The sequence below is a fragment of the Serratia proteamaculans genome, assembly GCF_008830365.1.
Lineage (GTDB): Bacteria > Pseudomonadota > Gammaproteobacteria > Enterobacterales > Enterobacteriaceae > Serratia > Serratia proteamaculans.
Genome location: NZ_WBKI01000001.1, coordinates 1,774,277 through 1,800,747, shown reverse-complemented (window position 1 = coordinate 1,800,747; position 26,471 = coordinate 1,774,277). Strand labels below are relative to the sequence as shown.

Sequence of the window (26,471 nt, the reverse complement as noted above, 5' to 3'; positions counted from 1 at the left end):
ATTCCCGGTCATGCCGTGGTTATGCAACCATCAGCATAAAGGTGCCAATCCATGTAACCAACATGAATGAAACGCCAAATACAAAATATTTCACTGAACAACTCCCGTCTGGAGTCCCTCGCAAGCCAATGATCCCGATTGTTGTGCTGAGTATTTTGTGGGTAGTCGGCAGTGGAGAGGCGGATCCTTCAATAGGAAGAACAACGTCCTTGACCACAGATTACCCGGTTGTCGTGCTTCAAAGTCCGTGAGGTAAAACATGAACCACGACAGGATCGGCGTTAATGTACTCCCAATGCCAGCCAGATTACAATACTGTGTTTTTGATCACACTTTTTGACGGTTTTTTAACCAGCGCAGACTGTTTTTAAACGATTTTTATTTCGCTTTTTTATCAGGGAAAAGGGGAATAGCCCGCTTAAGCGGGCTTTATTATTGTGTTTGCTGTGATGTTATGAAAAGGGATCAGGCGACGGCGTTGGCACCGGTCAGCAGGATGGCCCAGAAGACAAGGCACGACAGCAGAATAACGGTCCAGATATTGCGGCGACTCCACTCCATTTTTAGCCTTCACTTTTGCTCTTGATGATTCGGTAATGAACACATCGGCGAAAAGTGGCGGAAATTTAGCCCTCGGCAAAAATATTTTTTATTGTTGGCGAATTTCTGCTACCGAAGTTTGTATCTCATAGCCCAACAGGTAAAGAGCCTGCTCCAGAGCTTCGACCTTGGAGGCATAGGCAACGTCCAGCAGGCGATCCATTTGCCCGGCGTTAAAGCCCAGTTTACGTGCCAGTTCCGCTTTTGAGGTGGTTCCGGCCAGCATAATGTTATGCAGTTCGAGCTTGAGTTTAACCAGCACCGGCAGGTGGATCGTCAGTTCATCCTGCAGGGGGCGGGAAGGGGGCGGCACCGGGCGGCCTTCTTCCATTTCCAGCGCAATGGCAATCAGCAGGCTTTCCTGCGCTTCCAGTTCTATGTCTTCACGTTTATAGCAGGCGGCCTGTTGTTCAGGGAAATCACGAAAGTGAATCTGCCAGGCATCGCTGTCGTTATCAAAGGCGTAGTGGGCGGGATAGTGGCAAGACATGGTATTTCCTGTTTGGGCCGGGAATGATGTGGCATTGTGACCGCTTGCCCCACAGATAGCCAGTGTTGTACCGGGTGGAGATGATAGTTGTTCTCATTGGCAGCGGGTATTGGTTGCCGTTGGTGCAGCCGCTTACCCTAAGTCTTTCGTTGTTTCTGTGCTGCCCGTCACGTTTTCTTGAGTTTTGGCTTGTGGCGGTGTGATCGGCGACATAATCCAGTTTGTTCGCACCTGACAATGGATTAACATAACCCACACTTATCACTGGCCTGGCTTATATGGATATCCGATGCGTCATTTAGTTGTTCTTCTCCCTCTGCTTACCTTACTCACTGCCTGTAGCAGCGGGCCGAAGTCGACCCCAGCCACGCCTCAGGACAATAGCGTCAAAGGCGGTTTTTTGCTGACACCAGCGCATTCCGGCCAGCCGCTGGGCGGTGATTTCGCCAACAATCCGAACACCGCCCGTTTTATCGATAAAATGGTGCAGGAACACGGTTTTGATCGTCAGCAACTGCATGACGTGCTGGCCCAGGCCAAACGCCTGGACTCTGTACTGCGGCTGATGGATCGCCAGGCTCCGACGCCAACCACTCAGGCGCCGTCTGGCCCGAACGGTTCCTGGCTGCGGTACCGCAATAAGTTTATCACGCCGGATAACGTGCAAAATGGCGTGCAGTTCTGGAATCAGTACCAGGAAGCGCTGCAGCGTGCTTACCAGGTCTACGGCGTGCCGCCAGAGATCATTGTCGGCATTATCGGCGTTGAAACCCGTTGGGGCCGCGTGATGGGTAAAACCCGCATTATCGATGCGTTGTCTACTCTGGCTTTCAACTACCCACGTCGTGCCGATTACTTTGCCGGCGAGCTGGAAACCTTCCTGCTGATGTCGCGTACTGAAGGGGATGATCCGCTGGAGTTACGCGGTTCTTTCGCCGGAGCAATGGGTTACGGCCAGTTTATGCCGTCCTCGTTCAAGAGTTATGCTGTTGATTTCAACGGTGACGGCCACGTTAACCTGTGGGATCCTGTGGATGCCATCGGCAGCGTCGCCAACTACTTTAAAGCGCACGGCTGGACCAAGGGTGAACCTGTGGCCGTGCCGGCCAACGGTCAGGCTCCTGGGTTGGAGAATGGCTTTAAAACCCGCTACTCGGTTGCCAGTTTGTCTGAGGCCGGGCTGACGCCGCAAGGGTCGCTTGGCGACAATCAGGAAGCCAGCCTGCTGCGCCTGGATATGGGGACCAGTTACCAGTATTGGTACGGTTTACCTAACTTCTACACCATTACCCGCTACAACCACAGCACCCATTATGCGATGGCGGTGTGGCAACTGGGCGAAGCGGTGGGCCGCTCGGCGCGTGGCGGATTCTGATGCTGGGCAAATAATGGAAAAGGCCGCAGAAGCGGCCTGATTTTGATGACAAAGTTGTTTTTGAATCAGAGATACCCGGGCCAGCGCACCGAGGGGCACTCCGGCGGGCAAGCCGCTACGACCCCTTCGGCACGCTCTCCCTAATAGCGGGCTTTGTCCGTAGTCTGAGGCCGCGGAAGCGGCCTTTTTTACATCGGTAGCGATTAGAAGTCGTAACGCAGACGCACCAGCGTCATATCACCGAGGTTGTCAGTGCTTGAAGTCAGCACGTGTTCCACATCTACCCGGAAACCGTAATCAAACTGCACGGTAACGCCCAGGCCGTTATCAATGCGTTGATAGTCACGGCCGCTGACGTACTCCAAACGGTCGCCCATAAAGTACGGCATTACGGATTTCACCGCATATTGCCCTACCGGCACGGTATAACCGGCCAGATACTCAATACCCCAGGCGTCACCGGCGAAGTAGTCGTCAACGTTGGTTTTTTTGGTGGTCAGGAAGTTGTTGTACCAGCCGCCGCCAAAGGTCAGCGTCCAGTTATCCGGTTTCCAGCTCAGCGCGGTACCCAGGATGTTTTGGTCGTAATCTTTTGTGCTGTTGCTGGAGGGATCACGCATTTCGGCGCGGGTATAGTTCCACGCGGTGCCCCAGGTCAGGTCCGGCGTCAGATGGTAATCCACACCCAGTGAACCCCCTCCCTCGCGCTTGTAGCGCAGGCCGTTACCCGGCAGGTACTCGTTATCGCTGAACAGGTATGAGGCATAAACGTCAGCATCACCAAAGGTGTTTTTGTACTTCAGCATTTTGCGTGAACGGTAGGAGCCGTCGTAATCCCCGTTGATACCGTTCCCCGGAGCCTGGGCCAGCATGTCGTAATCCCAGATATCGGTTTTGGCGCCGACCACGTCGTAGTACACGCTGTTCTGCTGACCAAAGGTCAATTGTCCCCAGGTTTTGCTTTTCAGACCGGTGTACAACATGCGGCGGCTGGTGTTGTTGGCACCGTCGGCATAGTGGCTATCCCAGTTGAACAGCGCAGGGATATTCACCCCCAACTCGTAGTAGCTGATCCAGCTAATGTCATCGAACAGGTAGTAATCGGCGGCAAAGCGGAAGCGGGTGCCGCCGTCGAAACCGTTACGTTTGTAAGAACCTTTATCGCCATCGCCGGTCATATTGTTGAACTGCGGGCGGATACTGCCGCCGACGGTAAAGTTAAGACGGCTCAGCGGATCACCCGCTTGTGGATCCTGCTTCAGCAGGGTGATTTCAGCCTGAGCAGCGAAAGAGGTACTGCCAACGACCAATCCCAGAGCAATTGCCTGAGTTAATGCGCGCAATTTGTATGTCATTTTATATCCCTGTGTGTACTTGCCAACCTCACTGAACCTTCTGGCATCAGTGATTTGCTCAGGAAGTTTTCTGAGCGTTTTCATTGCTTTTAGCGTGGGTAAAGCGAAATGCATATGTAACACAACGTGCGTCACAAAAAGTTACTTTTCCTGCTAATTATTGGTTTTTTTTGTAACTGGCAGCAGTGCGGTGCTGCGATGCCGCCAGGCGATGGAAAAACTTAACTTAATGGCACAACAGTGACGATGATGCTCGGATGAATTCATCTAACACGAAGGTTTATATTTTTCACTTGTCAGTGAAGGGCAGATGCCGTGTAATTTCATCGCGCAGAACGATATTTAAATAAGCGGATATAACGTCATTGACTAGGGTGATATCTGCAAAATGGATAAGGCTAATAAGGATAATGGAGATGGTTATGAAAAAGTATTTAATGTTGATTGTCGGTCTGTTGCCATTGCCGTTGATGGCGGCCGAGTCGCACGTTTGCCAATCACAAGCTTATGATTATGCAAGTATTGGTAATCTTAGACTGAGTGATGACACGATCTTTACCTGTCGTGATATTGGGCGCGTCACTATCCCTGAATTGGCCAAGCGGGGCTGGAAGGTGACCCATGTAGCGCAACAAACGGAATATACCGGTGAAGTCGACAGTGATAGCGAAGTCATTAAGATGTACCAGGAAATAGTGGTTTATAAAGACTAGCCTTTAATATTTTCCTCGAATTCATCCATCACCTTTTTATTAGCGGTGAGGGAAGAGTGTATTTTTATTTAAGCGGCTTGAGGTGGTGTGATGAGTGCCAGAAACAACATAGACAGCAGGGCTGCCGCCGCCATGATGATGATATGCGCCATCTGGGGGCTGCAGCAGGTGGCGATCAAGGCCGCCGAGCCGGACATTTCTGCCGTACTGCAAATCGCCATTCGATCGGGCATTGCCGCCCTGGCGGTTTACCTCCTGGCGCGCTACCGAAGCGAAAAGTTCGTTTTCGATCGCTCCACGCTGTTAGCAGGCCTGTGCGTTGGGGGACTGTTCGCGTTGGAGTTCTTTTTCGTCTCCGAAGGTTTGCGCTATACCAGCGCGTCGCACATGGCGGTATTTTTGTATACCGCACCTTTATTCTCCGCCATCGGGCTGCATTTTGTTATTCGGCATGAACGGCTGTCGTTGATACAGTGGGCCGGTATTGCCATCGCCTTCGGCGGCGTGGTGCTGGCCATATCCGGCATGAGTGGTAGCTCGGGCGCAGAAAGCCAACTGCGTGGTGATATTTACGGCCTGCTGGCGGGAATGTCCTGGGGCGGTTCGACCATCGTCATTCGCACCACCGGGCTGGCAAACTGCTCGTCAAAACAGACCCTGTTGTTCCAGCTCTCGGGTGCCTGCATTCTGCTATCTCTGTTGGCGCTAACCACAAAGAACGTTCATTTCACTTTGAGTGCTGTGGCCTGGAGCAGCCTGATATTCCAAACGGTAGTGGTCTCTTTTATCAGCTATTTGATCTGGTTTTCTTTGCTGCGTCATTATCAGGCATCCTCGTTGGGTATCTTGACTTTTATGACGCCCATTTTTGGAATTTTAGCCGGCGTGGTGATCTTGGGGGAGCCGCTGCAGGTTGAGTTTATATTGGGTTCTGTGCTCATCGTTTTAGGATTGATTGTCGTGAGCTGTTCTTATTTGTTTTATCTCAATAGAGGAATTGTACCTAAAATATAAGCTATGGATGTAGATGTTAATACCTATCAAATTACCTGTGAAAGTCAATTCACCATTACTGTGCAAATATCAAAGTATGCCTGGGGTTATCCTTTGATTACACTCAGTGATAATGGTGACTTTTTCGTGGTGAAAAGCACTAAGCGCGGTCGGTTATCTAACCAGACACCGGTTGAGATAATAAAATTCTCTAATAACGCTACAGTAGTGTGGGATAACGGCCGCAAGCATATTTATTATTCAAAGGCCGGGCGGTTGTACAGCTGTGCACTTGAATTTTCTTATACCCCAAAGAAGTGGTAATCATTTTAAACCTCTGGCAATCAGACCAGAGGCTCTATTTTCATCATCCACTGTTTGAACGCGATGATCTTCGGCCACTGACGTTCGGACACGGTCGACACAAAATAACAGTGTTCGCAGGGCAGGATCGTGTGGGGAAATGGGATAATCAGTTCGCCGCTTTTGATCCAGTCTTGCACCAGATTAAGCCGTCCCATGGCAACGCCAAGGTGTTGAGTCGCCGCCAGCACCGCCAGGTCAGAACGATCGAACTCCATACTTTTGCTGTCGGTATCCAGGCCCAAATCAAAATGTTGTGACCAGGTTTGCCACTCGTCTTCGCCGGAATTATATCTGTCATGCAACAGGGTGCTGTGCGCCAGATTTTCAGGAGCATTGTAGAGGTTATGTGTTTTGGCGTACTGCGCAGTGCAGATCGGCACCATGGACTCTGACATAAAGGCTTCATCCAGCTGCTGGCCCGACGGCAGCCGGCCAAAATAAAGGGCTAAATCAACGCCCCGGTTGGCCAGGTTAATGTTTTCCTGCCCGGTGAGAATGTTTAAATGAACGGTGGGATACTGGGCAATGAAGTCACCGATCCTAGGTATCAGCAAACACTGTACGATGGAGGGGTGGGAGTAAATGGTCAGGGTACCCGTCAATTCACGGTTCCTGATATCAAGAATTTCCTGAGTCAGGGCATCGAAGGAGCTACTTAACGACCATTGCATCCGCTCGCCTTCTGGCGTTAGCGTAATTCTGCGGTGAAAACGTTGAAATAAAAGAAAACCCAACTCTTTCTCAAGCAAATTAATTCTGTGACTTACGGCGCTGGGGGTAATTGACAGTTCTTCCGCCGCCAATGAAAATGAGAGGTGACGAGCGACACATTCAAAAGTATGCAAGCGTGAAAATTGATAACTGGTTAGCGGATTGGCTCGTTGTGAATATTTTTTGTTGGGGAACATGCTATTACTCCATTCGCGTCATGTTATTAATGTTAGCATTTTAATTTATGGATATGAAATGAGAATTCACTTATTTATGAGGGGGCATTTAAATAATTTGTTTACGCTGGGTTGAATACTGTCAGGAAATATAGCTTGGCATTATTACCGGCTAGGGCGGGGGAACTGAGAGGTGAGGGCAAGGGTTATTGTCCGTTGCCCCAAGTATTTCTTACCACATTAGATCATCAGGCACGACAAAATCGGCATACGGATCTTCATCGTCTTGATCCTCCTGACTCAGCACATTACTGACTACAATGCTGCTGGCATCACGCTGCGCAATTTTATTTGCCACTATTGCGGGGATAATCGCGTAATCGTTATCAAGGCCATTATCAGCAACCAGACGCGCAATGGCGAGACGACCACTGATTAACTGGGATTGAGTCGCTTTATCCACACTGATATTTTTAATTAAATTATTGTCTGTGAAGTTATAGCTAACATTGCCTTTTGAAATAACGATCCGGTTCATTTCAATTAACTGTTTAACCTGAGCTTTATACTCTTTAGACAAGGCCGCTTGCTTTTGTTGCTCACTAAGCTGTTTATCACGTTCAATTTGTGCCTTTTTATTGACTTCCACCGCCTCTCTGGCCTCACGAGCCTGAACTCGCGATTTTTTAGCGGTTTTCTGCACTTTCGCCAGTTTCTTACTGTTGACCAATCCGGCTTTAAGCATCTGCTCTTGTAATGTGAGTTTTGTCATGTTCGTTTCTAAAATCAATTAAATCGTGTGTGAGATTATACCTTTAATAGTCGACCTTGCGCCAGATTGTGAGACAGGGTGATGCATCATCCTGATAAACCGGGAAGTTTTAAGGCCTGGTCAGGCAAGGGAGCTTCGGGAGGCGATAGTGCTGAATAGACAAGCTTAATGGTGTCCCCGACTGGAATCGAACCAGTAACTAGCCCTTAGGAGGGGCTTGTTATATCCGTTTAACTACGGGGACGCTGCGGGCTGGCAACCTGAGGCTGCCGGGGCAGTATACCTTTTTTTACCCGCAGAATAAGCGCTTAGCGGTGCGTTTGCTCATTCCCTCGCCAATATGCGCTGATTTTCGCGTGTTGCGCTGACTGCGATCACGGTTTTCTCGCCCTGGCGGTCTGTTTTTCTGCCTCCAGCCGCGCCGCTTTGTTTTTATCACTCATATCATTGCGGATCTGTGCATGGCTGATTAACGCAAAGATAAAGGTGCCGCCGATAATGTTGCCGGCCAGCGTCGGAATGGCGAACGGGTAGATAAAATCTTGCCAGGGGATCACACCGCTAAATACCAGATAAAGGATCTCGACCGATCCGACCACGATATGGGTCAGATCGCAGATCGCCACCAGATAGGTCATCAGGACGATCACCCAAATCTTGGCGGCGCCGGCGGAAGGGAACATCCACACCATGGTGGCGATGATCCAGCCAGCAATAATACCGTTGGCGAACATTTCTGACGGTGAGTTTTGCATCACCTCTTCCGACAGGCTAACGAAGGCGCTGCGGGTGTTTTCATCAAAAATCGGCATATGAATAAACGCCAGTGACACCAGCCCGGTGCCAATCAGGTTGCCGAGTAGCACCACGCCCCACAGGCGGAACAAGATGATGAAATTTCTCGGCGTCGGTTTATGCATGATCGGCAGCACGGCGGTCACGGTATTTTCTGTAAACAGCTGCTGACGGGCCATAATCACAATGATAAAGCCAAAGGTATAGCCAATATTCTCGATAAAGAAGCGGCTGGGGTCGTCCGGTAAACGGGCATGAAAAATGCCCTTTGCCATCAGTGAAGCACCCATCGACAACCCAGCGGCCACCGCTGACCACAGCAAGGCCAGCCAATCGCGTTCCAGCTCTTTCTCACCCTCCATGCGGATCTGCTCATGCACCGCCGCCGCGCGTGAGGGCAGGTTCTGTTCCTTTACCTCGATTTCGCTCTTGCCCTGTTCATGCTCCTTGCTCTCCACCTGCAGATGATCATCGCTATCTGTATCAGGGCGCTGTTGTGGGTCGCTCATTATCTGCTCTCTCCTTTAACTGCTGTCTGGGTCACGGATTAAGCATAGTTGGCGTGTCGGCACGGCGAAAGCCATGTCGCAAATTGCAGAAAAAAGTAACAAGAGTTTAACGCCGTCGGTTTTTTCTTCGCATTATTGATCTGGGGCGCAATATTACCCCTATTGGAGTAGCTGAGTGACCAGCGGCGGGCTACGTGCCGCAGCATGGCTTATGCTATGATCGCTATCCCAAAGAAAAATATGAGTTCTCCCGATGCTGGAAGCTAAAAATCTGAGTTGCGTCCGCGATGAGCGCACCCTGTTTAGCGGGTTAAGCTTTACGGTGAAACCGGGCGATATTATTCAGGTGGAAGGGCCGAACGGCGCGGGCAAAACCAGCCTGTTGCGTATTTTGGCCGGTCTGGCGCGGCCGGAGGGGGGGGAAGTTTGTTGGCACGGGAAAAATACGTTGCGCCATCGCGAACGTTATTACCAGGATCTGCTGTTTCTCGGCCATCAGCCGGGAATTAAAACCCAGTTAACACCTTTTGAGAACCTGCAGTTTTACCAGGCTGTACGTACCACGCCCGATCGTCAAGCCATTTGGCAGGCGCTGGAGCAGGTCGGGCTGGTGGGCTACGAGGATTTGCCGGTGGCGCAGCTTTCCGCCGGGCAGCAGCGCCGGGTAGCACTGGCGCGTTTGTGGCTCAGTGACAGCCCGCTGTGGATCCTGGACGAGCCGCTGACGGCCATCGACAAGCAGGGCGTGGCTGAATTAATTAGCCTTTTTGAGCAACATGCACAGCAGGGCGGCATGGTATTGTTGACCACGCATCAGGATTTGGCCGGCGTAACGCAGGCGGTAGGGAAAATCAGCCTGACGGAAAACCGCGTGGAGAGTGTTTGATGTTTTTGATTATATTGCGCCGTGAGCTGAAGATTGCCTTTCGCAAAGGGTCGGAAATCGTTAATCCGCTGTGGTTCTTCCTTATCGTTATCACCTTGTTTCCGCTGGGGATCGGGCCGGAGCCGCAGTTACTGGCGCGTATTTCGCCGGGGATTATCTGGGTCGCCGCGCTGCTGGCGGCGTTGTTGTCGCTGGAGCGTTTGTTCCGCGATGATTTTCTGGATGGTTCGCTGGAGCAACTGCTGTTGCTGCCGACGCCGCTGCCAATGACGGTGTTAGGCAAAGTGTGTGCTCACTGGGTAGTAACAGGCTTACCCCTGTTAATCCTGTCGCCGCTGGTGGCGTTGCTGCTGTCGTTGAATATGAATACCTGGCTGGCGGTGGCGTTTACGCTGCTGTTGGGGACACCGACACTGAGTCTGATCGGCGCTATTGGTGTGGCGCTGACCGTCGGGCTGCGCAAGGGGGGGGTATTACTGAGCCTGTTGGTGTTGCCGTTGTATATACCGGTGCTGATATTTTCCACCGCCGCCATTGATGCTGCGTCTATGGGCATGCCGATAGACGGTTACCTGGCGATTCTGGGCGCGATGCTGGCGGGCAGCATAACGCTGGCACCATTCGCCACCGCAGCGGCGCTGCGTGTGAGCGTGCACTAGCTAACTTATTGAAATGCGGGTTAACGCCATCAAGAGCGTGTTCCACCGCACTGTAATTTTCGTCGCCTTAGTCAACGGGGCGGCCACCGTATAAATTTACCGTGAGCAATGACGACAATGTGGAAATGGTTACATCAATTTGCCCAGCCTGAACGGCTGTATCGTGTCTGTGGCCGCTTTATCCCCTGGTTGGGGCTGGCCGGTGCGGCCTGCCTGCTGCTGGGTTGGGTATGGGGTTTTGGCTTTGCCCCCAAGGATTATCAGCAGGGTGACAGCTTCCGTATCATGTATATCCATGTCCCGGCCGCCATGTGGTCGATGGGGATTTACGGTTCGATGGCGGTAGCGGCATTCATCGGTCTGGTGTGGCAGATGAAAATGTCCGATACGGTGGTGGCGGCCATGGCGCCGGTCGGCGCGGTATTTACCTTTATTGCTCTGGTCACCGGTTCCGCCTGGGGCAAGCCGATGTGGGGCACCTGGTGGGTGTGGGACGCGCGCCTGACCTCTGAACTGGTGTTGCTGTTCCTTTATATCGGCATTATTGCGCTGTACAACGCCTTTGAAGACCGCCGCCTGGCGGGCCGGGCCGCCGGTATTCTGGTACTGGTGGGGGTGGTGAACATCCCGATTATTCATTTCTCGGTCGAATGGTGGAACACGCTGCATCAGGGATCGACCAATATGCAACAGAGTATCGCGCCAAGTATGCGCACCCCGCTGCGCTGGGCGATCCTCGGCTACCTGCTGTTCTTTATTACCCTCACTTTGATGCGCCTGCGCAATTTGATTTTGTCTCAGGAAAGTCAGCGCCCATGGGTCGCTGGGCTGGTCAATAAGGAGCGCCAACCATGAATGCCGCATTTACTTCCTGGCAGGGGTTTTTCGCCATGGGGGGCTATGCCTTCTACGTCTGGCTGGCGGTAGCTGTCACGCTGCTCTCGCTGTTGGGCCTGGTGGCTCATACTTTCTGGCAGCGTCGGCAATTGCTCGATGAGATCGGCCGCCGTCAGGCGCGCGAGCGACGCATTCGTCAGTCGCAGCAGTCGAAACAAAAATCCGCTAACCCGCGGGAGAAATCATTGTGAATCCACGTCGTAAAAGTCGCCTGTATCTGGCGATCGTAGTGCTGATCGGCGTTGCGCTTACCGCGACCCTGATGCTGTATGCGCTGCGCTCCAACATCGATCTGTTTTATACCCCGAGCGAAATTCTGCAGGGCAAAGGCGAAAATCATGAGAAGCCGGAAGTGGGCCAACGCCTGCGTATCGGCGGCATGGTGATGCCTGGTTCGGTAAAACGCGATCAGAAAACGCTGCAGGTCAGCTTCAAGGTCTACGATGCGCGCGGTGCGATCGATGTCACCTACACCGGTATTTTGCCGGACTTGTTCCGTGAGGGGCAGGGCGTGGTAGCGCAGGGCGTATTGGGCGAAGGTAATGTGGTCAATGCGCGTGAAGTGCTGGCGAAACACGATGAAAAATACACTCCGCCGGAGGTGGCCGACGCAATGAAAGAAAACCATAAGGGGCCGGCTTCGGCTTACGCTACCCCGCAGAATGAGGGTGCCAAATCATGATGCCGGAAACGGGAAGTTTTCTGCTGTGCCTGGCGCTGGCGATATCGCTGCTGCTGAGCATTTACCCGCAGTGGGGCGCTGCGCGTCAGGATCGCCGTATGATGGCGGTGGCGCGTCCGCTGACCTACGGCATGTTCGGTGCTATTGCGCTGGCATTCATCTGCCTGGTGTATGCCTTTGTCACCAATGATTTTACCGTGGCCTATGTGGCCGCCAACTCCAATACGCAACTGCCGGTGTATTACCGCATCGCCGCCACCTGGGGCGCCCATGAAGGGTCGCTGCTGCTGTGGGTGCTGCTGCTGAGCTGCTGGTCGCTGGCGGTGGCGTTGTGCAGTCGTTCGATGCCACAGGATGCGGTGGCACGCGTGCTGTCGGTGATGGGCATGATTACCGCAGGCTTCTTGCTGTTCATTATCATGACCTCCAACCCGTTCACCCGCACCTTGCCGAATTTCCCGATCGACGGCAGTGACCTCAACCCTCTGCTGCAGGATATCGGCCTGATTTTCCATCCGCCGTTGCTGTATATGGGGTACGTTGGTTTCTCGGTGGCCTTTGCCTTTGCGATTGCCTCACTGATGGCCGGCCGGCTCGATACTGCCTGGGCTCGCTGGTCGCGTCCCTGGACCACCGCAGCCTGGGTGTTCCTCACCATGGGTATCGTGCTGGGCTCTGCCTGGGCTTATTACGAACTGGGCTGGGGCGGCTGGTGGTTCTGGGATCCGGTAGAGAACGCTTCATTTATGCCGTGGCTGGCCGGTACGGCGCTGATGCACTCGCTGGCGGTGACCGAAAAACGCGGGACTTTCAAGGCCTGGACGGTGCTGCTGGCGATTACCGCCTTCTCGCTGTGTTTGCTGGGCACCTTCCTGGTGCGTTCCGGCGTGCTGGTGTCGGTACACTCCTTTGCCTCCGATCCGGCGCGCGGCATGTTCATCCTCGCCTATCTGGTGATTGTGATCGGCGGTTCTTTGCTGCTGTACGCGGTCAAAGGCGGCCAGGTGCGCAGCCGGGTGCAGCATGAAACCTTCTCGCGTGAAACCTTCCTGTTGGGCAACAACGTACTGTTGATTGCCGCGACGCTGGTGGTGTTGCTGGGCACGCTGTTGCCGCTGGTGCATAAACAGCTTGGCCTGGGCAGTATTTCTATCGGCGAACCCTTCTTCAATACCATGTTTACCTGGCTGATGGCCCCGATGGCCTTGCTGATGGGCATCGGCCCGTTGGTGCGCTGGCGCCGTGATGAACCGACCAAGCTGTGGCGCCGTCTGAGCGTGGCGCTGGTGATTACGCTGGTGCTGTCAGTCCTGCTGCCGTGGCTGCTGCAAGACAGCATCGCCGGTATGACGGTGGTGGGGCTGATTATGGCGGTCTGGGTCATTATCCTGACGCTGATGGAACTGCACGAACGTGCTACTCATCGCCACGGTTTTTGGCGTGGCCTGAGCCATCTTTCCCGCAGTCACTGGGGCATGGTGCTGGGTCACCTTGGCGTCGCGGTGACGGTGATCGGTATTGCCTTTAGCCAGAACTACAGTGTGGAACGTGATGTGCGCATGAAGGCCGGCGACAGCGTGGATATCCATAACTATCACTTTGTGTTCCGTGATGTGCACGATATCCGTGGGCCGAACTACACCGGCGGTGTCGGTATCATCGACGTTACGCGCAACGGTAAGCCGGAAGCGACGCTGCACGCGGAAAAACGTTACTACAGCGTGGCGCGCAGCATGATGACCGAAGCGGCTATCGACGGCGGCTTCAGCCGTGATCTTTACGCGGCACTGGGGGAAGAGCTGGACGACGGCTCCTGGGCCGTGCGGTTGTACTATAAACCCTTCGTACGCTGGATCTGGTTCGGTGGCGTGTTTATGGCGATTGGCGGCATCCTGTGTATTCTCGATCCGCGCTATCGGATGAGCAAAAAACTCAAGCGTGAAGGCAAGCTGGAGGAGCAGGCATGAACCGTAAGCTGCTGTTTATCCCGTTAATCCTGTTCCTGCTGCTGGTGGCGGCGTTTATGGTGCAACTGACGCGCAATGCCGGTGGCGACGATCCGACCATGCTGGAGTCGGCGCTGATCGGCAAACCGGTACCGGCCTTCAAGCTGGAGTCGCTCGAAAGCCCCGGCAAGACTTACGATCAGGCGGTGCTGCGTAATGGCAAGCCGATGTTGCTGAATGTCTGGGCCACCTGGTGCCCAACCTGTCGCGCCGAACATCAATACCTCAATACGCTGGCTGCGCGCGGTATTCGCGTAGTGGGGCTGAACTACAAAGACGATCGCAGCAAGGCAGTGACCTGGCTGAATTCGCTGGGCAACCCTTATGCGCTCAGCCTGTACGACGGCGACGGTATGCTCGGGCTGGATCTGGGCGTGTACGGCGCACCAGAAACCTTCCTGATCGACGGGCAAGGCATTATTCGTTACCGCCACGCCGGGGATATGAACGAACGCGTCTGGCAGCAGGAAGTCTTGCCGCTGTACAAAAAGTACGGGGGTGAGGTATGAGGTTCATTGCCCTGGTGTTTGCTGCGTTGCTGAGCTGGAGCGCCGCTGCGGCTATTGATACCTATCAGTTCAAATCGGTGGAGCAGGAACAGCAATACCGTGAATTGACCGAGCAACTGCGCTGCCCGAAATGCCAGAACAACAGCATTGCCGACTCTAACGCCATCATCGCTGCTGACATGCGTACCAAGGTATACGAGTTGATGATGCAGGGGCAGAGCAAGCCGCAGATCATCGATTACATGGTGGCGCGCTACGGCAATTTCGTCACCTATGAGCCGCCGGTGACCCCGGCGACGCTGATCCTGTGGGTTGGCCCGTTGCTGTTTGTGTTGATCGGCGGTGCGGTAGTGATACTGCGTACCCGCCGTCGCCGCAGCAGTGCCGCTAACGCTAACGATGAATTCTCCGAGCAGGAGCAACAGCGTCTGGCGGCGCTGCTGAAAGAGACTGACAGGAAGAAACCCTAATGGCTTTTTGGCTGATTATTATTGTATTGCTGGTTGGCGCTGCGGCGTTGCTGGTGGTGCCGGCGATGCGCCAAAGCGACAAAAGCACCGCCGCTAGCCGCGATACGCTGAACAAGGCGTTTTATCAGGACCGTCTGCACGAGCTGGAGCAGGACGAAGAGCAGGGGGTGGTTGCCGAACGTCCGGAGTTGGTGAAGGAACTGCAGCAAAACCTGTTGAATGATATTCCCGGTCAGCAGGAAGAGCAGGCGAAACCGATCAACCGTTGGGCGCTGGTACCCGGCGTCGCGTTATTGGTGGTGGTCACCCTGGGTTTTTATCTGAAAACCGGTGGGCTGGCGCAGGTGCTGGACTGGCAGCAGGTAGAAGCTCAAATGCCGGATCTGCGTGCGCGGGTTGCCAATGAACGCGCTCAGCCGCTGAGTATGGAAGAGATTGCCCGTCTCGGCCTGGGCCTGCGTACCTCACTCCAACAGGACGATCGTAATATCAATGACTGGATGATGCTGGGCCGGGTAGGTATGGCACTGAATAACGCCACCACCGCGACTCAGGCATTCGCTCATGCTTATCAACTGGACCCGAATAGTCTGGAAGTTCGTCTCGGCTACGCGGAAGTCTTGACGCGCTCCAACGATCCAGAGGATAACAAGCAGGCCACGCAGATGCTGCGCAAAATGATCGCCGAAGATCATACCAATCTGCGGGTGCTGAGCTTATTGGCATTTAACTCCTTCGAACAGGGTGATTTCAAGCAGGCGATCGGTGCCTGGCAGGTGATGTTGAAACTGCTGCCGGCTAACGATCAGCGCGCCGAGGTGTTAAAGCGCAGCATTGAACAAGCAAAATCCCAGGCGGGCGGAGAAACTGTTAAACTTGGTATTAACGTGACGTTATCGCCGCAGGCGAGCAACGCTTTACCGCCGCAGGGGACGCTGGTGATCTCTGTGACCGATGGCACTAATCCGGTGCCGGTGGCGGTAAAACAACTGCCCTTGAGCCGTTTCCCGCTGTCATTCTCCCTGGATGACAGCAACGCCATGATGCCTGAGCGCCTGCTTTCGGCTCAGCATCAGGTCAAGGTGCGGGTGCGGATTTCTCAGGATGGTCTGGCCACGCCACAGGCGGGTGACTGGTTCGGTGAGAGTGCGCTGCAGAATTTCAGTGGTAAAGAGCAAATTGACGTTCAGATAAACAAACAGGTCCCCTGAATAAAAGACCGAACGTGTTTTCATGGAGAAGAATATGAACTTTCGCCTGACTGGGCTGGCTTTCACAACGGTGTTATTGGTGGGCTGTGCCAGCGCGCCACAAGATGAACCACAAGGGCGATCCGATCCTCTGGAAGGATTTAACCGGACGATGTTCAACTTTAACTATAACGTCCTGGATCCGTACGTACTGCGCCCGGTGGCCGTGGCCTGGCGTGACTATCTGCCGATGCCGGCGCGTAATGGTATCAGCAACTTCACTTCCAACCTGGAAGAACCGGCCAGTATGGTCAACTCCTTCCTGAAGGGCGATCCGTACAAGGGGATGATCCACTTCAACCGTTTCTTCCTCAACACCCTTCTGGGTATGGGCGGCCTGATCGACGTGGCTGGCATGGCTAACCCGAAACTGGCGCGTGAAGAGCCGAACCGTTTCGGTAGCACTCTGGGGCATTATGGTGTCGGCTATGGCCCTTATGTGATGTTGCCGGGCTATGGCAGCTTCACTCTGCGTGAAGAGGGCGGTGACTGGGCAGATACCGTTTACCCGGTGCTGAGCTACCTGACTTTCTGGATGTCGGCGGGCAAATGGGTGGTTGAGGGGATTGAAACCCGCGCCGAACTGTTGGATTCCGACGGCTTGCTGCACAACTCTTCCGATCCGTACCTGATGGTGCGTGAAGCCTACTTCCAGCGCAACGACTTCCTGGCGAACGGCGGCTCTCTGAAGCCGGAAGTTAACCCGAACGCCCAGGCGATCCAGGGCGATCTGGACGAGATCGACTCGCAATAGGTCCCGGTTTGCGAAGATAAAGAACCTGCCATCCGGCGGGTTTTTTTTGCCTTGCAAATACGTCGGTAATAAAAAAGCGCCCCGCAGGGCGCTTTGGCTTCATCGTCGAAAGGATTAGAAGCGGTAGTTGAAGTTGGCACCGTACAGCCAGGCCTTGCCCACCGATTCGAAGGTGTATGGACCTTCTTTAATGGTGACTTTCTGACCGTGCATGTAGGAGATACCGACGTCAACCGAAGCGTCTTTGTTGAACGCGTAGCTGGTACCGGCGCTCAGCCAGAAACGATCCTGATCCGGGATAGAGATAGAACGGTTTTGAGCCGGTACCGGGCTGTCATCGAAGGCGATACCGGTACGGAAGGTCCAGTTATCGTCGTAGAAGTAGGTGGTACCCAGCGCGATGCGGTAAGCGTCTTTGAAGCCTTCGTGCTTCTCGAACAGCGTTTGACCGTTGTTGCCGGTAGCTTTCAGCTCCTGGAACTGACTCCAACTGGTGTAAGCCAAGCTGTAGTGGACAGCCCACTGCGGCGCAACCTTGTTGTAGCCTGAGATTTCCCACATTTCCGGCAGATTCAGGGTCAGAGAGCCCGGTATGGTATTGCCATCGGTCCCCCATGGCAGACCGGTTCTTCCCTGCAGCGGGTTAAAGCGGGATGGAATGCTGCTTTTATAGTCGCCGTCGAAGTCGACTTTCACTTCTGAACGGTAAGTTAAGCCATAGCGGTTGTTTTCGTCGACTTCATACAGCAGGCCGGCGTTCCAGCCAAAGCCCCATTCATCACCCTTCAGGTGAGAGATTTGAGTATCAGCCGGCATTCCGAGGGCTGCACCACTTTCACCCGCATAACGCTCAAGTTTGGCTTTAGCATAAACCGCATCAAAACCCAGACCGAAGCTGAAGTTTTGGTTCAGACGATAAGCACCGCTCAGATTGAGGTTTACGGTGGTAAGGTCAGTTTTACCGCCGTAAGCGCCAGCGGTATAGCCGTCGTTGAATTCGGTAGCCAGGCCGTAGTTACTGGTGACAGAGGCACCCACGGCAAATTGGTCATTAATCGGCTGCACATAGTGCAGGTTCGGCACCCAGGCGGTAGGGGCGATATTTTTAGAATCCAGGCTGGCACCAGAAGGTGACTTGCCGGTGATGTCCACGTCCGGATCGATAAACACCGCGCCGAAAGACAGCTCTGGGCGAGTGTACATCATCAACAAGGCCGGGTTGCGACTGGCGGAAGCCGCAGTGTCTGCCATGGCGCCTTCGCCAGAATACGAACGTCCCAAACCAGCTGATGAGAACTCATTCAGCTGGAATCCTGCGGCAGACACGTTTGAAGAAATAATTGCCACTGCAGCTGCGAGAGCTGATTTAGTAAATAGGTTTTTCTGGCTCATGACCAAAACCTCATTTTATGTGTTTATTATTTAAACATGTTACATAAAGTAACAAGGAAGCGCGCGATTGTAGGGTCCGATCCCATTCAGACAAATCAGACCAGTGGCTGAATTATAGGTCCGACCTGTGAGAATGTTGCAACATTGTTTTTGAAATATTTCCAAATTGATATCAAAAGAGAGATCTGGCTAACAAAAAACCAGCGATAGATAACAAAATTCTTACCATTTCTTAGCAGATGACGATTTTCATTTGTGATTTCCATCACTTAAAACACCTATAAAAAGTAAGTGCTAGTGATCGGTTTCGTCGCAGAGTAAAATGAACGCAGAATCTTGTGTCTTTGCGCCAGTAGTTAAATGGCAATTCGGATCCGCGTCATGGCGATCCCTGAGGAGAATTAATTATGTCAAACGCATTTAATAAATGTAGCGCCCAGGAAACTGCCGCTTGTTGCTGTGTTGATGTCGGTACCGTCATGGACAATACCGATTGCACCGCCTCTTACAGCCAGGTGTTTGCTAATCAGCAAGATGCAGAGAAAATGCTGGCGGTATTGACTGAAAAAGCCCGTAGTGTGGAATCCGACCCTTGCGACATCAGCAGTAGCATTAAACCGGTTGACGGTGGTGTGGAACTGGTGGCTGATTTCACCTTTGCCTGCCAGGCAGAAACCTTTATTTTCCAGCTCGGCCTGCGTTAATTGCTGCTTTAAAACGGTGCGGGGTTCACCCGCGCCGCTGACTACCCCGATTATCCCCCCTTAGAAAGTTGCTCCTGCTCTCAGTTTTCACTTCTGCCGGTTTGCCAAATATAAACATTTGGTTAACAATGACCCCATCAGGTCAGACCTCTTTTTAGCCGTTGCGCTGACGTTATTCTCTTCAGGAGCGTTTATGAGTAAGGCACTGCCGTTGGTGACCCGTCACGGTGACCGTATTGCGATTGTAAATGGACTGCGCACCCCCTTTGCCAAACAGGCGACCGCTTATCACGGTATTCCGGCGGTGGATTTGGGTAAAACGGCGGTGAGTGAATTATTGGCCCGCAGCGGTATCGATCCTGCATTGATTGAACAACTGGTGTTCGGCCAGGTGGTGCAAATGCCTGAAGCACCGAATATCGCGCGTGAAATCGTGCTCGGCACCGGCATGAGTGTGCATACCGATGCCTACAGCGTGTCGCGTGCCTGTGCGACCAGCTTCCAGGCGATTGCCAACGTGGCGGAAAGCATTATGGCCGGCAGCATCAGTATCGGCATTGCCGGTGGCGCTGACTCTTCCTCCGTACTGCCTATTGGCGTCAGCAAGGCGCTGGCGCGTACATTGGTGGACGTTAACAAGGCCCGCACTCTGTCGCAGCGCCTCAAGCTGTTCAGCCGACTGAAGTTCCGTGATCTGATGCCGGTCCCCCCTGCGGTGGCGGAATACTCTACCGGCCTGCGTATGGGTGATACTGCCGAGCAAATGGCGAAAAGCCACGGCATCACCCGGGAAGAGCAGGATGCGCTGGCGCACCGTTCTCATCAGTTGGCGGCTAAAGCCTGGGAACAGGGGCTGTTGCACGATGAGGTGATGACCGCCTACGTGCCGCCATACCGCACGCAAATCACCGAAGACAATAACGTCCGCAAAGACTCCAGCCTGGCTTCCTACGCGAAGCTGAAACCGGCATTTGACCGCAAGCATGGCAGCGTTACTGCCGCCAACAGCACGCCGTTGACCGACGGTGCGGCAGCGGTACTGATGATGAGTGAATCGCGAGCGAAAGAATTGGGCCTGAAGCCACTGGGCTACCTGCGCAGCTTTGCCTTCTCCGCCATCGACGTGTGGGAAGACATGCTGCTCGGGCCGTCTTATGCCACGCCGTTGGCATTGGATCGCGCCGGCATAGGTCTGGCCGACCTGACACTGATCGACATGCACGAAGCCTTTGCCGCACAAACCCTGGCTAACCTGAAGATGTTTGCCAGCGACGAGTTCGCTCAGCAAAAATTGGGTCGCAGCCGGGCCATTGGCGTGGTAGACATGGATAAATTCAACGTATTGGGCGGCTCGATTGCCTACGGCCACCCGTTTGCCGCTACCGGTGCGCGTATGATCACCCAAACGCTGCACGAGCTGAAACGCCGTGGCGGCGGACTGGGGTTGACCACCGCCTGCGCCGCCGGGGGGTTAGGGGCCGCAATGATCGTAGAGGTGGAATAATGAGTTTTGAAAATGCATTGCACGAACAGCGAGCCAAACCCTCAGCCTTTCAACTGACGATACGTCCGGACAACATTGGTGTGATCACCATTGATGTTCCGGGTGACAAGGTGAATACGCTGAAGGCCGAGTTTGTCGAGCAGGTCAACGACGTACTGATCCGCGCGCAACAGCACCCGGCCCTGGAAGGGCTGGTGATCATTTCCGGTAAGCCGGACTCATTTATTGCCGGTGCGGACATCACCATGATTGCCGCCTGTAGCACCGCCAAAGAAGCCGAGGTGCTGGCGAAAAAAGGGCAGAGCACCCTGGCTCAGATTGCCGCGTTCCAGGTTCCGGTAGTAGCGGCTATTCACGGTGCCTGTCTTGGCGGCGGGCTGGAGTTGGCTTTGGCCTGCCACGGTCGCGTCTGTTCACTGGATGATAAAACCGCCCTTGGCCTGCCGGAAGTTCAGTTGGGTTTGCTGCCGGGTTCCGGCGGCACCCAGCGTTTGCCACGGCTGATTGGTGCCAGCAAGGCGCTGGACATGATCCTGACCGGCAAACATATTCGGGCGCGTCAGGCACTGCGTATGGGTCTGGTGGACGATGCGGTGCCTCAGTCTATCTTGTTGCAGGCTGCTATCGAGCGAGTCAAACAGGGCTGGCAGAGCCGACGTGAACTGCCATGGCAGGAGCGTCTGCTCAACGGCCCGCTGGGGAAAAGCCTGCTGTTCAGCATTGTGCGCAAGAAAACGCGGGAAAAAACCCACGGTAACTACCCTGCGGCGGAACGCATTATCCAGGTGGTGCGCACCGGCCTGGATCACGGCAGTGCCAGCGGTTATGAAGCCGAGGCCCGCGCCTTTGGCGAACTGGCCATGACGCCACAGTCGGCGGCGTTACGCAGCCTGTTCTTCGCCTCCACTGCGCTGAAGAAAGAGCGCGGTGGCAACGCTCAACCCCATGAGTTGCACCGTATCGGTATTTTGGGTGGCGGCCTGATGGGCGGGGGTATCGCGTGCGTCACCGCCACGCGTGGCGGCCTGCCGGTACGAATTAAAGACGTTAACGAAACGGGCATTAACCACGCGTTGAAATACAGCTGGGATGTGCTCAGCAAACGGGTTCGCAGCAAACGCATGCGCCCGATGGAGCGGCAAAAGCAGATGATGCTGATCTCCGGCTCGACCGATTACACCGGCTTTGAACAGGTGGATGTGGTGATTGAGGCGGTGTTTGAAGACTTGTCCCTGAAGCAGCAGATGGTGGCTGAGATCGAACAGCACGCTGCGCCGCACACCATTTTTGCCTCCAATACCTCATCGTTGCCAATTGGCCAGATCGCCGCCAGGGCGCAGCGGCCGGAGCAGGTGATCGGCCTGCATTATTTCAGCCCGGTAGATAAAATGCCGTTGGTTGAGGTGATCCCGCATGCCACGACCAGTGAAGAAACCATAGCCACCACCGTGGCGTTGGCGCACAAGCAGGGCAAGACGGCGATTGTGGTGGCCGATCGCGCCGGTTTTTACGTGAACCGCATTTTGGCTCCTTATATAAATGAAGCGGCGCGCTGCCTGTTGGAAGGCGAGCCTATCGAAGCGCTGGACAAGGCGCTGGTCGACTTCGGTTTCCCGGTGGGGCCGATAACCCTGCTCGATGAAGTGGGCATTGACGTCGGTACCAAGATTATCCCGGTGCTGGTGGAACAGTTGGGGCCGCGCTTTGCCGCCCCGGCGGCTTTCGATGCGGTCCTGAAAGACGGGCGAAAAGGGCGCAAAAACGGCCGTGGCTTCTATCTGTATCCGAGCGAAGGCCAGCAGCGGCAGCGGAACAAACGTGCCGATACCTCGCTGTATATTCTGTTGGGTATTACACCGAAGTCGCATTTGCAGCCGGCGGTTATCGCACAGCGTTGCGTGATGATGATGCTGAACGAAGCGGCGCGCTGCCTGGATGAGGGTGTGATCCGCAGTGCGCGTGACGGCGACATTGGCGCGGTATTCGGCATTGGCTTTCCACCGTTCCTCGGTGGGCCATTCCGTTATATGGATCAACTGGGTGCCGATAAGGTGGTTAAAACGCTGGAGCACCTGCAGCGACAGCACGGGGAATATTTTGCGCCCTGTGAACGCTTGCAGCACATGGCTCAGCAGGGTGAGCGCTTCTACCCGCAGGGGGCGTGAGCGGCACGGTGACGTGATTTGTACTAGAGTAGGATCAAGGGTGCATTGTGATCGTTATCACTCCTTGCAACACCGGTAATCCCGGACCCTATACAGGGAGATAGGGACGAGGTAACGTAACCCGATGGCGGTGAAATCCTGGCCGCCATCAATAAAATTCATGATGAAAAGGTTAAAATTTAACCTGTTGAATTGGTTGTTAAGTGAGCGTCTAATGGGTATCAAGACGTCATTGATGTAAAAAACAGCGTTTTCTTTACGTGAACTTTCAGGCAAAATGCCCGGCCGCCATAAAGAGACGGCGCGTTATCGTTTCAAAGCTTTTGCTTTGGGGTTGTAAAACTCGGCGATACAGCACGCTCGGCGTTTCTGTATAGCGTTATTTTGTCAACAACAGCGGTGCAATATGCAAGTTTTGATTATGCGTCACGGAGAGGCGGCACTTGATGCGGCCAGCGATTCGGTAAGACCTCTTACTGTTTGTGGCCGTGATGAGTCACGTCAGATGGCGGCCTGGTTAAACACCAAGTCTGTGGATATTGAACGAGTGCTGGTCAGTCCTTACCTGCGGGCCGAGCAGACGCTGGCCACGGTGCGCGAAGCCTTAAGCTTGCCGGCAAGCGAAGAAGTGCTGCCTGAGCTGACGCCGGGCGGGGATGCCAGCCTGGTGGGCAGTTATCTGCAGGTGCTGGCGCAGCAGGGGATTACCTCGGTGCTGATTGTCTCCCACTTACCGCTGGTGGGTTACCTGGTGGCAGAACTTTGCCCGGGTGAATGTCCGCCGATGTTTGCCACCTCGGCGATCGCCAATGTCGATCTGGCGGCTGACGGCAGTTGCGGTAAATTTGAATGGCAGGTCAGTCCGTCACAGGTGATGGCTAAAGTGTAGGGACCGCAGGCCGGTTCCAAACAAAAGGGCGATGTTTAACATCGCCCTTTGTCATTTCTGCAGTTTACTCGGCCAGTTCGACCAGCAGCAGGATCGCCGCCGTGCCGCCCCATTCTTTGGGCGCCTGATGGAATACCAGTACGTCGGGGTGCTGTGCCAACCACAGTGGGGTTTGCTGTTTAAGGATGTGCTTGCCGTGGCCGTGCATTACACAGGCGCAGTGCACATGTTCGCGTCGACAAGCGGCGATCAATGCGCCCAACTCCTGCTTGGCCTGCATTTGGGTCAGGCCGTGCAAATCGAGAAACAGTTCTGGCGAATAGTCGCCGCGACGCAGTTTTTTCAGCTCAAAGGCGCTGTAACCGGGGCGCACATAGCGCGTCGGCCCTTCCTCTTCCAACTGCGGTTGGTATTCATCCGAGAAATAATAACTGGCGTCGACTTGCTCCTGCAGCAGGCGCTGCGGAGCAATTTGTTTGGTTTTTGGCTTGGGTTTACGGTGGACAATGGTGTCCTGACGCAGCTTTTTTGCGTCTACTACCGACTCTCTGAAGAGCTGCAATTCATCTTTGCTCAGAGGGTGCTTGTTCTTCATTTTTTATTCACCGGAAATCATTTATCGCGGTAGTTTACCGTGTCGCGGGTATCTGTCGACGCAAAATTCGCGCCAAAATGAAAAGCGCAAGGGGTTAGCGTGATTTGTCGCGGGCTTCATGGCAAACTATGCGGCTAAATCATGAATCACAGTGCCTGCCGGAGGGCAAATTGGACAAAATTTTCGTCGAGGAAGCAGTGAATGAACTGCACACCATTCAAGATATGCTGCGTTGGACAGTAAGCCGTTTTAACGCCGCCGATATCTACTATGGTCACGGAACCGATAATCCGTGGGACGAAGCGGTGCAATTGGTGCTGCCAAGCCTGTTCCTGCCGCTGGATATTCCAGAGGACATGCACACTGCACGTTTGACCTCCAGCGAGCGCCACCGCATCGTTGAACGCGTGATCCGCCGCGTCAACGAGCGTATTCCGGTAGCCTACCTGACCAACAAAGCCTGGTTCTGCGACCTGGAGTTTTATGTCGATGAGCGCGTGCTGGTTCCACGTTCCCCAATTGGCGAACTGATCAACGATCGCTTCAGCGCGCTGATCCCTCATCCGCCGAGCCATATTCTCGACATGTGTACCGGCAGCGGCTGTATCGCTATTGCCTGCGGCTACGCTTTCCCGGAAGCAGAAGTGGACGCGGTAGACATCTCCGCCGACGTGCTGGCAGTGACCGAGCGCAATATTCAGGCGCTGGGTGTTGAACAGCAAGTGACCCCGATCCGTTCCGATCTGTTCCGCGACGTTCCCGCGATCCAGTACGATCTGATTGTCACCAACCCACCGTATGTTGATGCAGAAGACATGTCCGATCTGCCGCAGGAATTCCGCTTTGAACCTGAGCTGGGCCTGGCGGCGGGCAGCGATGGCCTGAAGCTGGTGCGTCGCATTATGGCCTGTGCGCCGGATTACCTGAGCGACGACGGCGTGCTGATTTGTGAAGTGGGTAACAGCATGGTACATCTGATGGAACAGTATCCGGATATTCCGTTCAACTGGCTGGAGTTTGAAAACGGCGGTGACGGGGTGTTCATGCTGACCAAACAGCAACTGGTAGATTGCAAGGATCATTTCAGCCTCTACCGCAGCTAAGCATTCTTCGGGCCTGCTTTGGCGGGCCGAACAAAGATAATAATTAAGGGTAAGGATCCGCGATGGCAGGAAACAGTATTGGGCAGATTTTCCGCGTCACCACTTTTGGTGAATCTCACGGTGTGGCGCTGGGATGTATCGTAGACGGCGTGCCGCCGGGCATTCCGCTTACCGAAGCTGATTTGCAGCACGATCTGGACCGCCGCCGTCCGGGCACCTCGCGTTATACCACTCAACGCCGCGAGCCGGATCAGGTGCGTATTCTTTCCGGCGTGTTTGAAGGCGTGACCACCGGCACCAGCATTGGGCTGATAATCGAAAACACCGACCAGCGCTCGCAGGACTACGGTGCGATCAAAGACGTGTTCCGTCCGGGACATGCCGATTATACCTACGAACAAAAATACGGCGTGCGCGACTACCGTGGCGGTGGCCGTTCTTCGGCGCGTGAAACCGCAATGCGCGTTGCGGCAGGGGCAATCGCCAAGAAATATCTGCAGCAGAAATTTGGCGTACAGGTGCGCGGTTATCTGGCGCAAATCGGTGATGTGGTATGTGAGCTGAAAGACTGGGAGCAGGTCGAACAGAACCCGTTCTTTTGTCCGGATCCGGACAAGCTGGAAGCCTTGGACGAACTGATGCGTGCGCTGAAGAAAGAGGGCGACTCCATTGGCGCCAAGGTCAGCGTAGTGGCAGAAAACGTGCCGGTTGGCCTCGGTGAACCGGTGTTTGACCGCCTCGACGCGGATTTGGCGCATGCGTTGATGAGCATCAATGCGGTTAAAGGCGTGGAAATTGGCGACGGCTTTAGCGTTGTGACCAAGCGCGGCAGCGAAAACCGTGATGAAATCACCCCGGAAGGTTTCCAGAGTAACCATGCAGGCGGCATTCTTGGCGGCATCAGTAGCGGCCAGGCGGTGATTGCGCATCTGGCGCTGAAACCGACTTCCAGCATTATGGTGCCGGGCAGAACCATTAATCGCCAGGGCGAAGCGGTAGAAATGGTCACCCGTGGCCGTCACGACCCTTGCGTAGGCATCCGTGCGGTACCGATCGCCGAAGCGATGATGGCGATTGTGCTGATGGATCACCTGTTGCGCCAACGTGCGCAGAACGGTGATGTGGTTTCTAACGTTCCACGCTGGTAATCA

At 54.3% G+C, this 26,471-nt stretch carries 27 protein-coding genes and 1 tRNA gene; 19 read left to right on the top strand and 9 right to left on the bottom strand.

The features are described 5' to 3' along the window. Positions 1-19: 19 nt before the first annotated feature. Positions 20-94, bottom strand: a complete 75-nt coding sequence (ypdK, locus tag F8R23_RS08485; RefSeq protein WP_112349011.1) for a membrane protein YpdK — start codon at positions 92-94, stop codon at positions 20-22. A gap of 555 nt (positions 95-649) precedes the next feature. Then, positions 650-1,090, bottom strand: coding sequence for a type II toxin-antitoxin system HicB family antitoxin (locus F8R23_RS08480; protein ID WP_112348776.1), 441 nt, complete (start codon positions 1,088-1,090; stop codon positions 650-652). 289 nt (positions 1,091-1,379) lie between these two features. Between F8R23_RS08480 and mltB the strand changes: the two genes are divergently transcribed. After that, on the top strand, positions 1,380-2,465 hold the full coding sequence (gene mltB, locus F8R23_RS08475) for a lytic murein transglycosylase B (protein ID WP_151415478.1): 1,086 nt from the start codon (positions 1,380-1,382) through the stop codon (positions 2,463-2,465). 203 nt (positions 2,466-2,668) lie between these two features. Here mltB and F8R23_RS08470 read toward each other — a convergent pair whose 3' ends face one another. Next, positions 2,669-3,820, bottom strand: a complete 1,152-nt coding sequence (locus F8R23_RS08470; protein ID WP_151415477.1) for a porin — start codon at positions 3,818-3,820, stop codon at positions 2,669-2,671. Positions 3,821-4,242: 422 nt separating this feature from the next. Between F8R23_RS08470 and F8R23_RS08465 the strand changes: the two genes are divergently transcribed. Both F8R23_RS08465 and F8R23_RS08460 read left to right on the top strand, forming a co-directional pair. Then, positions 4,243-4,533 carry a hypothetical protein gene (locus F8R23_RS08465; protein WP_129936603.1) on the top strand — a complete coding sequence of 97 codons (291 nt, stop codon included), beginning with the start codon at positions 4,243-4,245 and terminating at the stop codon, positions 4,531-4,533. A gap of 90 nt (positions 4,534-4,623) precedes the next feature. Beyond that, complete coding sequence (locus F8R23_RS08460) at positions 4,624-5,547, top strand: DMT family transporter (protein ID WP_129939177.1); 924 nt, start codon at positions 4,624-4,626, stop codon at positions 5,545-5,547. Positions 5,548-5,870: 323 nt separating this feature from the next. Here F8R23_RS08460 and dsdC read toward each other — a convergent pair whose 3' ends face one another. From dsdC to F8R23_RS08435, 4 genes are all read right to left on the bottom strand, one after another. After that, entirely contained in the window at positions 5,871-6,800 is a 930-nt protein-coding gene (gene dsdC, locus F8R23_RS08450) for a DNA-binding transcriptional regulator DsdC (RefSeq protein ID WP_151415476.1), read from the bottom strand. 211 nt (positions 6,801-7,011) lie between these two features. Beyond that, positions 7,012-7,551: a DUF2058 domain-containing protein gene (locus F8R23_RS08445; RefSeq protein ID WP_129936599.1), complete on the bottom strand. Its 540-nt coding sequence runs from the start codon at positions 7,549-7,551 to the stop codon at positions 7,012-7,014. A 169-nt stretch (positions 7,552-7,720) separates the two neighbouring features. Continuing rightward, positions 7,721-7,795 (bottom strand) — tRNA-Arg (locus F8R23_RS08440). 130 nt (positions 7,796-7,925) lie between these two features. Continuing rightward, the gene (locus F8R23_RS08435; protein ID WP_112348787.1) at positions 7,926-8,855 is read right to left on the bottom strand and encodes a formate/nitrite transporter family protein; all 930 of its coding nucleotides are present in this window, start codon (positions 8,853-8,855) and stop codon (positions 7,926-7,928) included. Between the two features lie 253 nt (positions 8,856-9,108). Between F8R23_RS08435 and ccmA the strand changes: the two genes are divergently transcribed. From ccmA to mlaA, 10 genes are all read left to right on the top strand, one after another. Beyond that, a complete protein-coding gene (gene ccmA, locus F8R23_RS08430; RefSeq protein WP_129939174.1) occupies positions 9,109-9,741 on the top strand; it encodes a cytochrome c biogenesis heme-transporting ATPase CcmA in 633 nt (210 codons plus the stop codon). Continuing rightward, positions 9,741-10,400: a heme exporter protein CcmB gene (gene ccmB / locus F8R23_RS08425; RefSeq protein ID WP_129936597.1), complete on the top strand. Its 660-nt coding sequence runs from the start codon at positions 9,741-9,743 to the stop codon at positions 10,398-10,400. The genes ccmA and ccmB overlap by 1 nt, the downstream gene beginning before the upstream one ends. A gap of 117 nt (positions 10,401-10,517) precedes the next feature. After that, positions 10,518-11,255, top strand: coding sequence for a heme ABC transporter permease (locus F8R23_RS08420; protein ID WP_012146102.1), 738 nt, complete (start codon positions 10,518-10,520; stop codon positions 11,253-11,255). Then, positions 11,252-11,488, top strand: coding sequence for a heme exporter protein CcmD (ccmD, locus tag F8R23_RS08415; protein WP_112348790.1), 237 nt, complete (start codon positions 11,252-11,254; stop codon positions 11,486-11,488). The genes F8R23_RS08420 and ccmD overlap by 4 nt, the downstream gene beginning before the upstream one ends. After that, positions 11,485-11,979 (top strand): cytochrome c maturation protein CcmE, encoded by a 495-nt coding sequence (gene ccmE / locus F8R23_RS08410; protein ID WP_012146100.1) that lies wholly within the window; start codon positions 11,485-11,487, stop codon positions 11,977-11,979. The genes ccmD and ccmE overlap by 4 nt, the downstream gene beginning before the upstream one ends. After that, on the top strand, positions 11,976-13,946 hold the full coding sequence (locus F8R23_RS08405; protein ID WP_129936596.1) for a heme lyase CcmF/NrfE family subunit: 1,971 nt from the start codon (positions 11,976-11,978) through the stop codon (positions 13,944-13,946). The genes ccmE and F8R23_RS08405 overlap by 4 nt, the downstream gene beginning before the upstream one ends. Beyond that, the gene (locus F8R23_RS08400) at positions 13,943-14,494 is read left to right on the top strand and encodes a DsbE family thiol:disulfide interchange protein (protein ID WP_151415475.1); all 552 of its coding nucleotides are present in this window, start codon (positions 13,943-13,945) and stop codon (positions 14,492-14,494) included. Before F8R23_RS08405 ends, F8R23_RS08400 begins: the two co-directional genes overlap by 4 nt. Then, a complete protein-coding gene (locus F8R23_RS08395; protein WP_129936594.1) occupies positions 14,491-14,964 on the top strand; it encodes a cytochrome c-type biogenesis protein in 474 nt (157 codons plus the stop codon). The genes F8R23_RS08400 and F8R23_RS08395 overlap by 4 nt, the downstream gene beginning before the upstream one ends. After that, entirely contained in the window at positions 14,964-16,175 is a 1,212-nt protein-coding gene (ccmI, locus tag F8R23_RS08390) for a c-type cytochrome biogenesis protein CcmI (RefSeq protein WP_112348794.1), read from the top strand. Before F8R23_RS08395 ends, ccmI begins: the two co-directional genes overlap by 1 nt. A 34-nt stretch (positions 16,176-16,209) precedes the next feature. Then, positions 16,210-16,968 carry a phospholipid-binding lipoprotein MlaA gene (mlaA, locus tag F8R23_RS08385; protein WP_129936593.1) on the top strand — a complete coding sequence of 253 codons (759 nt, stop codon included), beginning with the start codon at positions 16,210-16,212 and terminating at the stop codon, positions 16,966-16,968. A gap of 114 nt (positions 16,969-17,082) precedes the next feature. Here the strand turns inward: mlaA and fadL are convergent, their stop codons facing one another. Further along, on the bottom strand, positions 17,083-18,360 hold the full coding sequence (fadL, locus tag F8R23_RS08380) for a long-chain fatty acid transporter FadL (RefSeq protein ID WP_129936592.1): 1,278 nt from the start codon (positions 18,358-18,360) through the stop codon (positions 17,083-17,085). Positions 18,361-18,767: 407 nt separating this feature from the next. On the opposite strand from fadL, the gene F8R23_RS08375 reads away from it, so the two are divergent. The 4 genes from F8R23_RS08375 to sixA all read left to right on the top strand — a co-directional run bounded on the left by F8R23_RS08375 (position 18,768) and on the right by sixA (position 23,622). After that, positions 18,768-19,064 (top strand): YfcZ/YiiS family protein, encoded by a 297-nt coding sequence (locus tag F8R23_RS08375; protein WP_151415474.1) that lies wholly within the window; start codon positions 18,768-18,770, stop codon positions 19,062-19,064. Between the two features lie 193 nt (positions 19,065-19,257). Next, complete coding sequence (gene fadI / locus F8R23_RS08370) at positions 19,258-20,568, top strand: acetyl-CoA C-acyltransferase FadI (RefSeq protein WP_112348797.1); 1,311 nt, start codon at positions 19,258-19,260, stop codon at positions 20,566-20,568. Continuing rightward, on the top strand, positions 20,568-22,733 hold the full coding sequence (gene fadJ, locus F8R23_RS08365) for a fatty acid oxidation complex subunit alpha FadJ (protein WP_129939173.1): 2,166 nt from the start codon (positions 20,568-20,570) through the stop codon (positions 22,731-22,733). Before fadI ends, fadJ begins: the two co-directional genes overlap by 1 nt. Positions 22,734-23,139: 406 nt before the next feature. Further along, positions 23,140-23,622 (top strand): phosphohistidine phosphatase SixA, encoded by a 483-nt coding sequence (gene sixA, locus F8R23_RS08360; RefSeq protein WP_099065656.1) that lies wholly within the window; start codon positions 23,140-23,142, stop codon positions 23,620-23,622. Between the two features lie 64 nt (positions 23,623-23,686). On the opposite strand, the gene smrB is transcribed toward sixA, so the two are convergent. Continuing rightward, positions 23,687-24,217 (bottom strand): endonuclease SmrB, encoded by a 531-nt coding sequence (smrB, locus tag F8R23_RS08355; protein ID WP_099065657.1) that lies wholly within the window; start codon positions 24,215-24,217, stop codon positions 23,687-23,689. A gap of 170 nt (positions 24,218-24,387) precedes the next feature. Here smrB and prmB point away from each other — a divergent pair, with 170 nt between their 5' ends. Next, positions 24,388-25,320: a 50S ribosomal protein L3 N(5)-glutamine methyltransferase gene (gene prmB / locus F8R23_RS08350; protein ID WP_129936590.1), complete on the top strand. Its 933-nt coding sequence runs from the start codon at positions 24,388-24,390 to the stop codon at positions 25,318-25,320. Between the two features lie 62 nt (positions 25,321-25,382). After that, positions 25,383-26,468, top strand: a complete 1,086-nt coding sequence (gene aroC, locus F8R23_RS08345; RefSeq protein ID WP_012146087.1) for a chorismate synthase — start codon at positions 25,383-25,385, stop codon at positions 26,466-26,468. Positions 26,469-26,471 lie beyond the last annotated feature (3 nt).

What these genes read in the sequence shown, in the direction of transcription:
- F8R23_RS08480 (WP_112348776.1), bottom strand. Translation starts at nt 1,090, where the DNA reads ATGTCTTGCCACTATCCCGCCCACTACGCCTTTGATAACGACAGCGAT.
- mltB (WP_151415478.1), top strand. Translation starts at nt 1,380, where the DNA reads ATGCGTCATTTAGTTGTTCTTCTCCCTCTGCTTACCTTACTCACTGCC.
- F8R23_RS08470 (WP_151415477.1), bottom strand. Translation starts at nt 3,820, where the DNA reads ATGACATACAAATTGCGCGCATTAACTCAGGCAATTGCTCTGGGATTG.
- F8R23_RS08465 (WP_129936603.1), top strand. Translation starts at nt 4,243, where the DNA reads ATGAAAAAGTATTTAATGTTGATTGTCGGTCTGTTGCCATTGCCGTTG.
- F8R23_RS08460 (WP_129939177.1), top strand. Translation starts at nt 4,624, where the DNA reads ATGAGTGCCAGAAACAACATAGACAGCAGGGCTGCCGCCGCCATGATG.
- dsdC (WP_151415476.1), bottom strand. Translation starts at nt 6,800, where the DNA reads ATGTTCCCCAACAAAAAATATTCACAACGAGCCAATCCGCTAACCAGT.
- F8R23_RS08445 (WP_129936599.1), bottom strand. Translation starts at nt 7,551, where the DNA reads ATGACAAAACTCACATTACAAGAGCAGATGCTTAAAGCCGGATTGGTC.
- F8R23_RS08435 (WP_112348787.1), bottom strand. Translation starts at nt 8,855, where the DNA reads ATGAGCGACCCACAACAGCGCCCTGATACAGATAGCGATGATCATCTG.
- ccmA (WP_129939174.1), top strand. Translation starts at nt 9,109, where the DNA reads ATGCTGGAAGCTAAAAATCTGAGTTGCGTCCGCGATGAGCGCACCCTG.
- ccmB (WP_129936597.1), top strand. Translation starts at nt 9,741, where the DNA reads ATGTTTTTGATTATATTGCGCCGTGAGCTGAAGATTGCCTTTCGCAAA.
- F8R23_RS08420 (WP_012146102.1), top strand. Translation starts at nt 10,518, where the DNA reads ATGTGGAAATGGTTACATCAATTTGCCCAGCCTGAACGGCTGTATCGT.
- ccmD (WP_112348790.1), top strand. Translation starts at nt 11,252, where the DNA reads ATGAATGCCGCATTTACTTCCTGGCAGGGGTTTTTCGCCATGGGGGGC.
- F8R23_RS08405 (WP_129936596.1), top strand. Translation starts at nt 11,976, where the DNA reads ATGATGCCGGAAACGGGAAGTTTTCTGCTGTGCCTGGCGCTGGCGATA.
- F8R23_RS08400 (WP_151415475.1), top strand. Translation starts at nt 13,943, where the DNA reads ATGAACCGTAAGCTGCTGTTTATCCCGTTAATCCTGTTCCTGCTGCTG.
- F8R23_RS08395 (WP_129936594.1), top strand. Translation starts at nt 14,491, where the DNA reads ATGAGGTTCATTGCCCTGGTGTTTGCTGCGTTGCTGAGCTGGAGCGCC.
- ccmI (WP_112348794.1), top strand. Translation starts at nt 14,964, where the DNA reads ATGGCTTTTTGGCTGATTATTATTGTATTGCTGGTTGGCGCTGCGGCG.
- mlaA (WP_129936593.1), top strand. Translation starts at nt 16,210, where the DNA reads ATGAACTTTCGCCTGACTGGGCTGGCTTTCACAACGGTGTTATTGGTG.
- fadL (WP_129936592.1), bottom strand. Translation starts at nt 18,360, where the DNA reads ATGAGCCAGAAAAACCTATTTACTAAATCAGCTCTCGCAGCTGCAGTG.
- F8R23_RS08375 (WP_151415474.1), top strand. Translation starts at nt 18,768, where the DNA reads ATGTCAAACGCATTTAATAAATGTAGCGCCCAGGAAACTGCCGCTTGT.
- fadI (WP_112348797.1), top strand. Translation starts at nt 19,258, where the DNA reads ATGAGTAAGGCACTGCCGTTGGTGACCCGTCACGGTGACCGTATTGCG.
- fadJ (WP_129939173.1), top strand. Translation starts at nt 20,568, where the DNA reads ATGAGTTTTGAAAATGCATTGCACGAACAGCGAGCCAAACCCTCAGCC.
- sixA (WP_099065656.1), top strand. Translation starts at nt 23,140, where the DNA reads ATGCAAGTTTTGATTATGCGTCACGGAGAGGCGGCACTTGATGCGGCC.
- smrB (WP_099065657.1), bottom strand. Translation starts at nt 24,217, where the DNA reads ATGAAGAACAAGCACCCTCTGAGCAAAGATGAATTGCAGCTCTTCAGA.
- aroC (WP_012146087.1), top strand. Translation starts at nt 25,383, where the DNA reads ATGGCAGGAAACAGTATTGGGCAGATTTTCCGCGTCACCACTTTTGGT.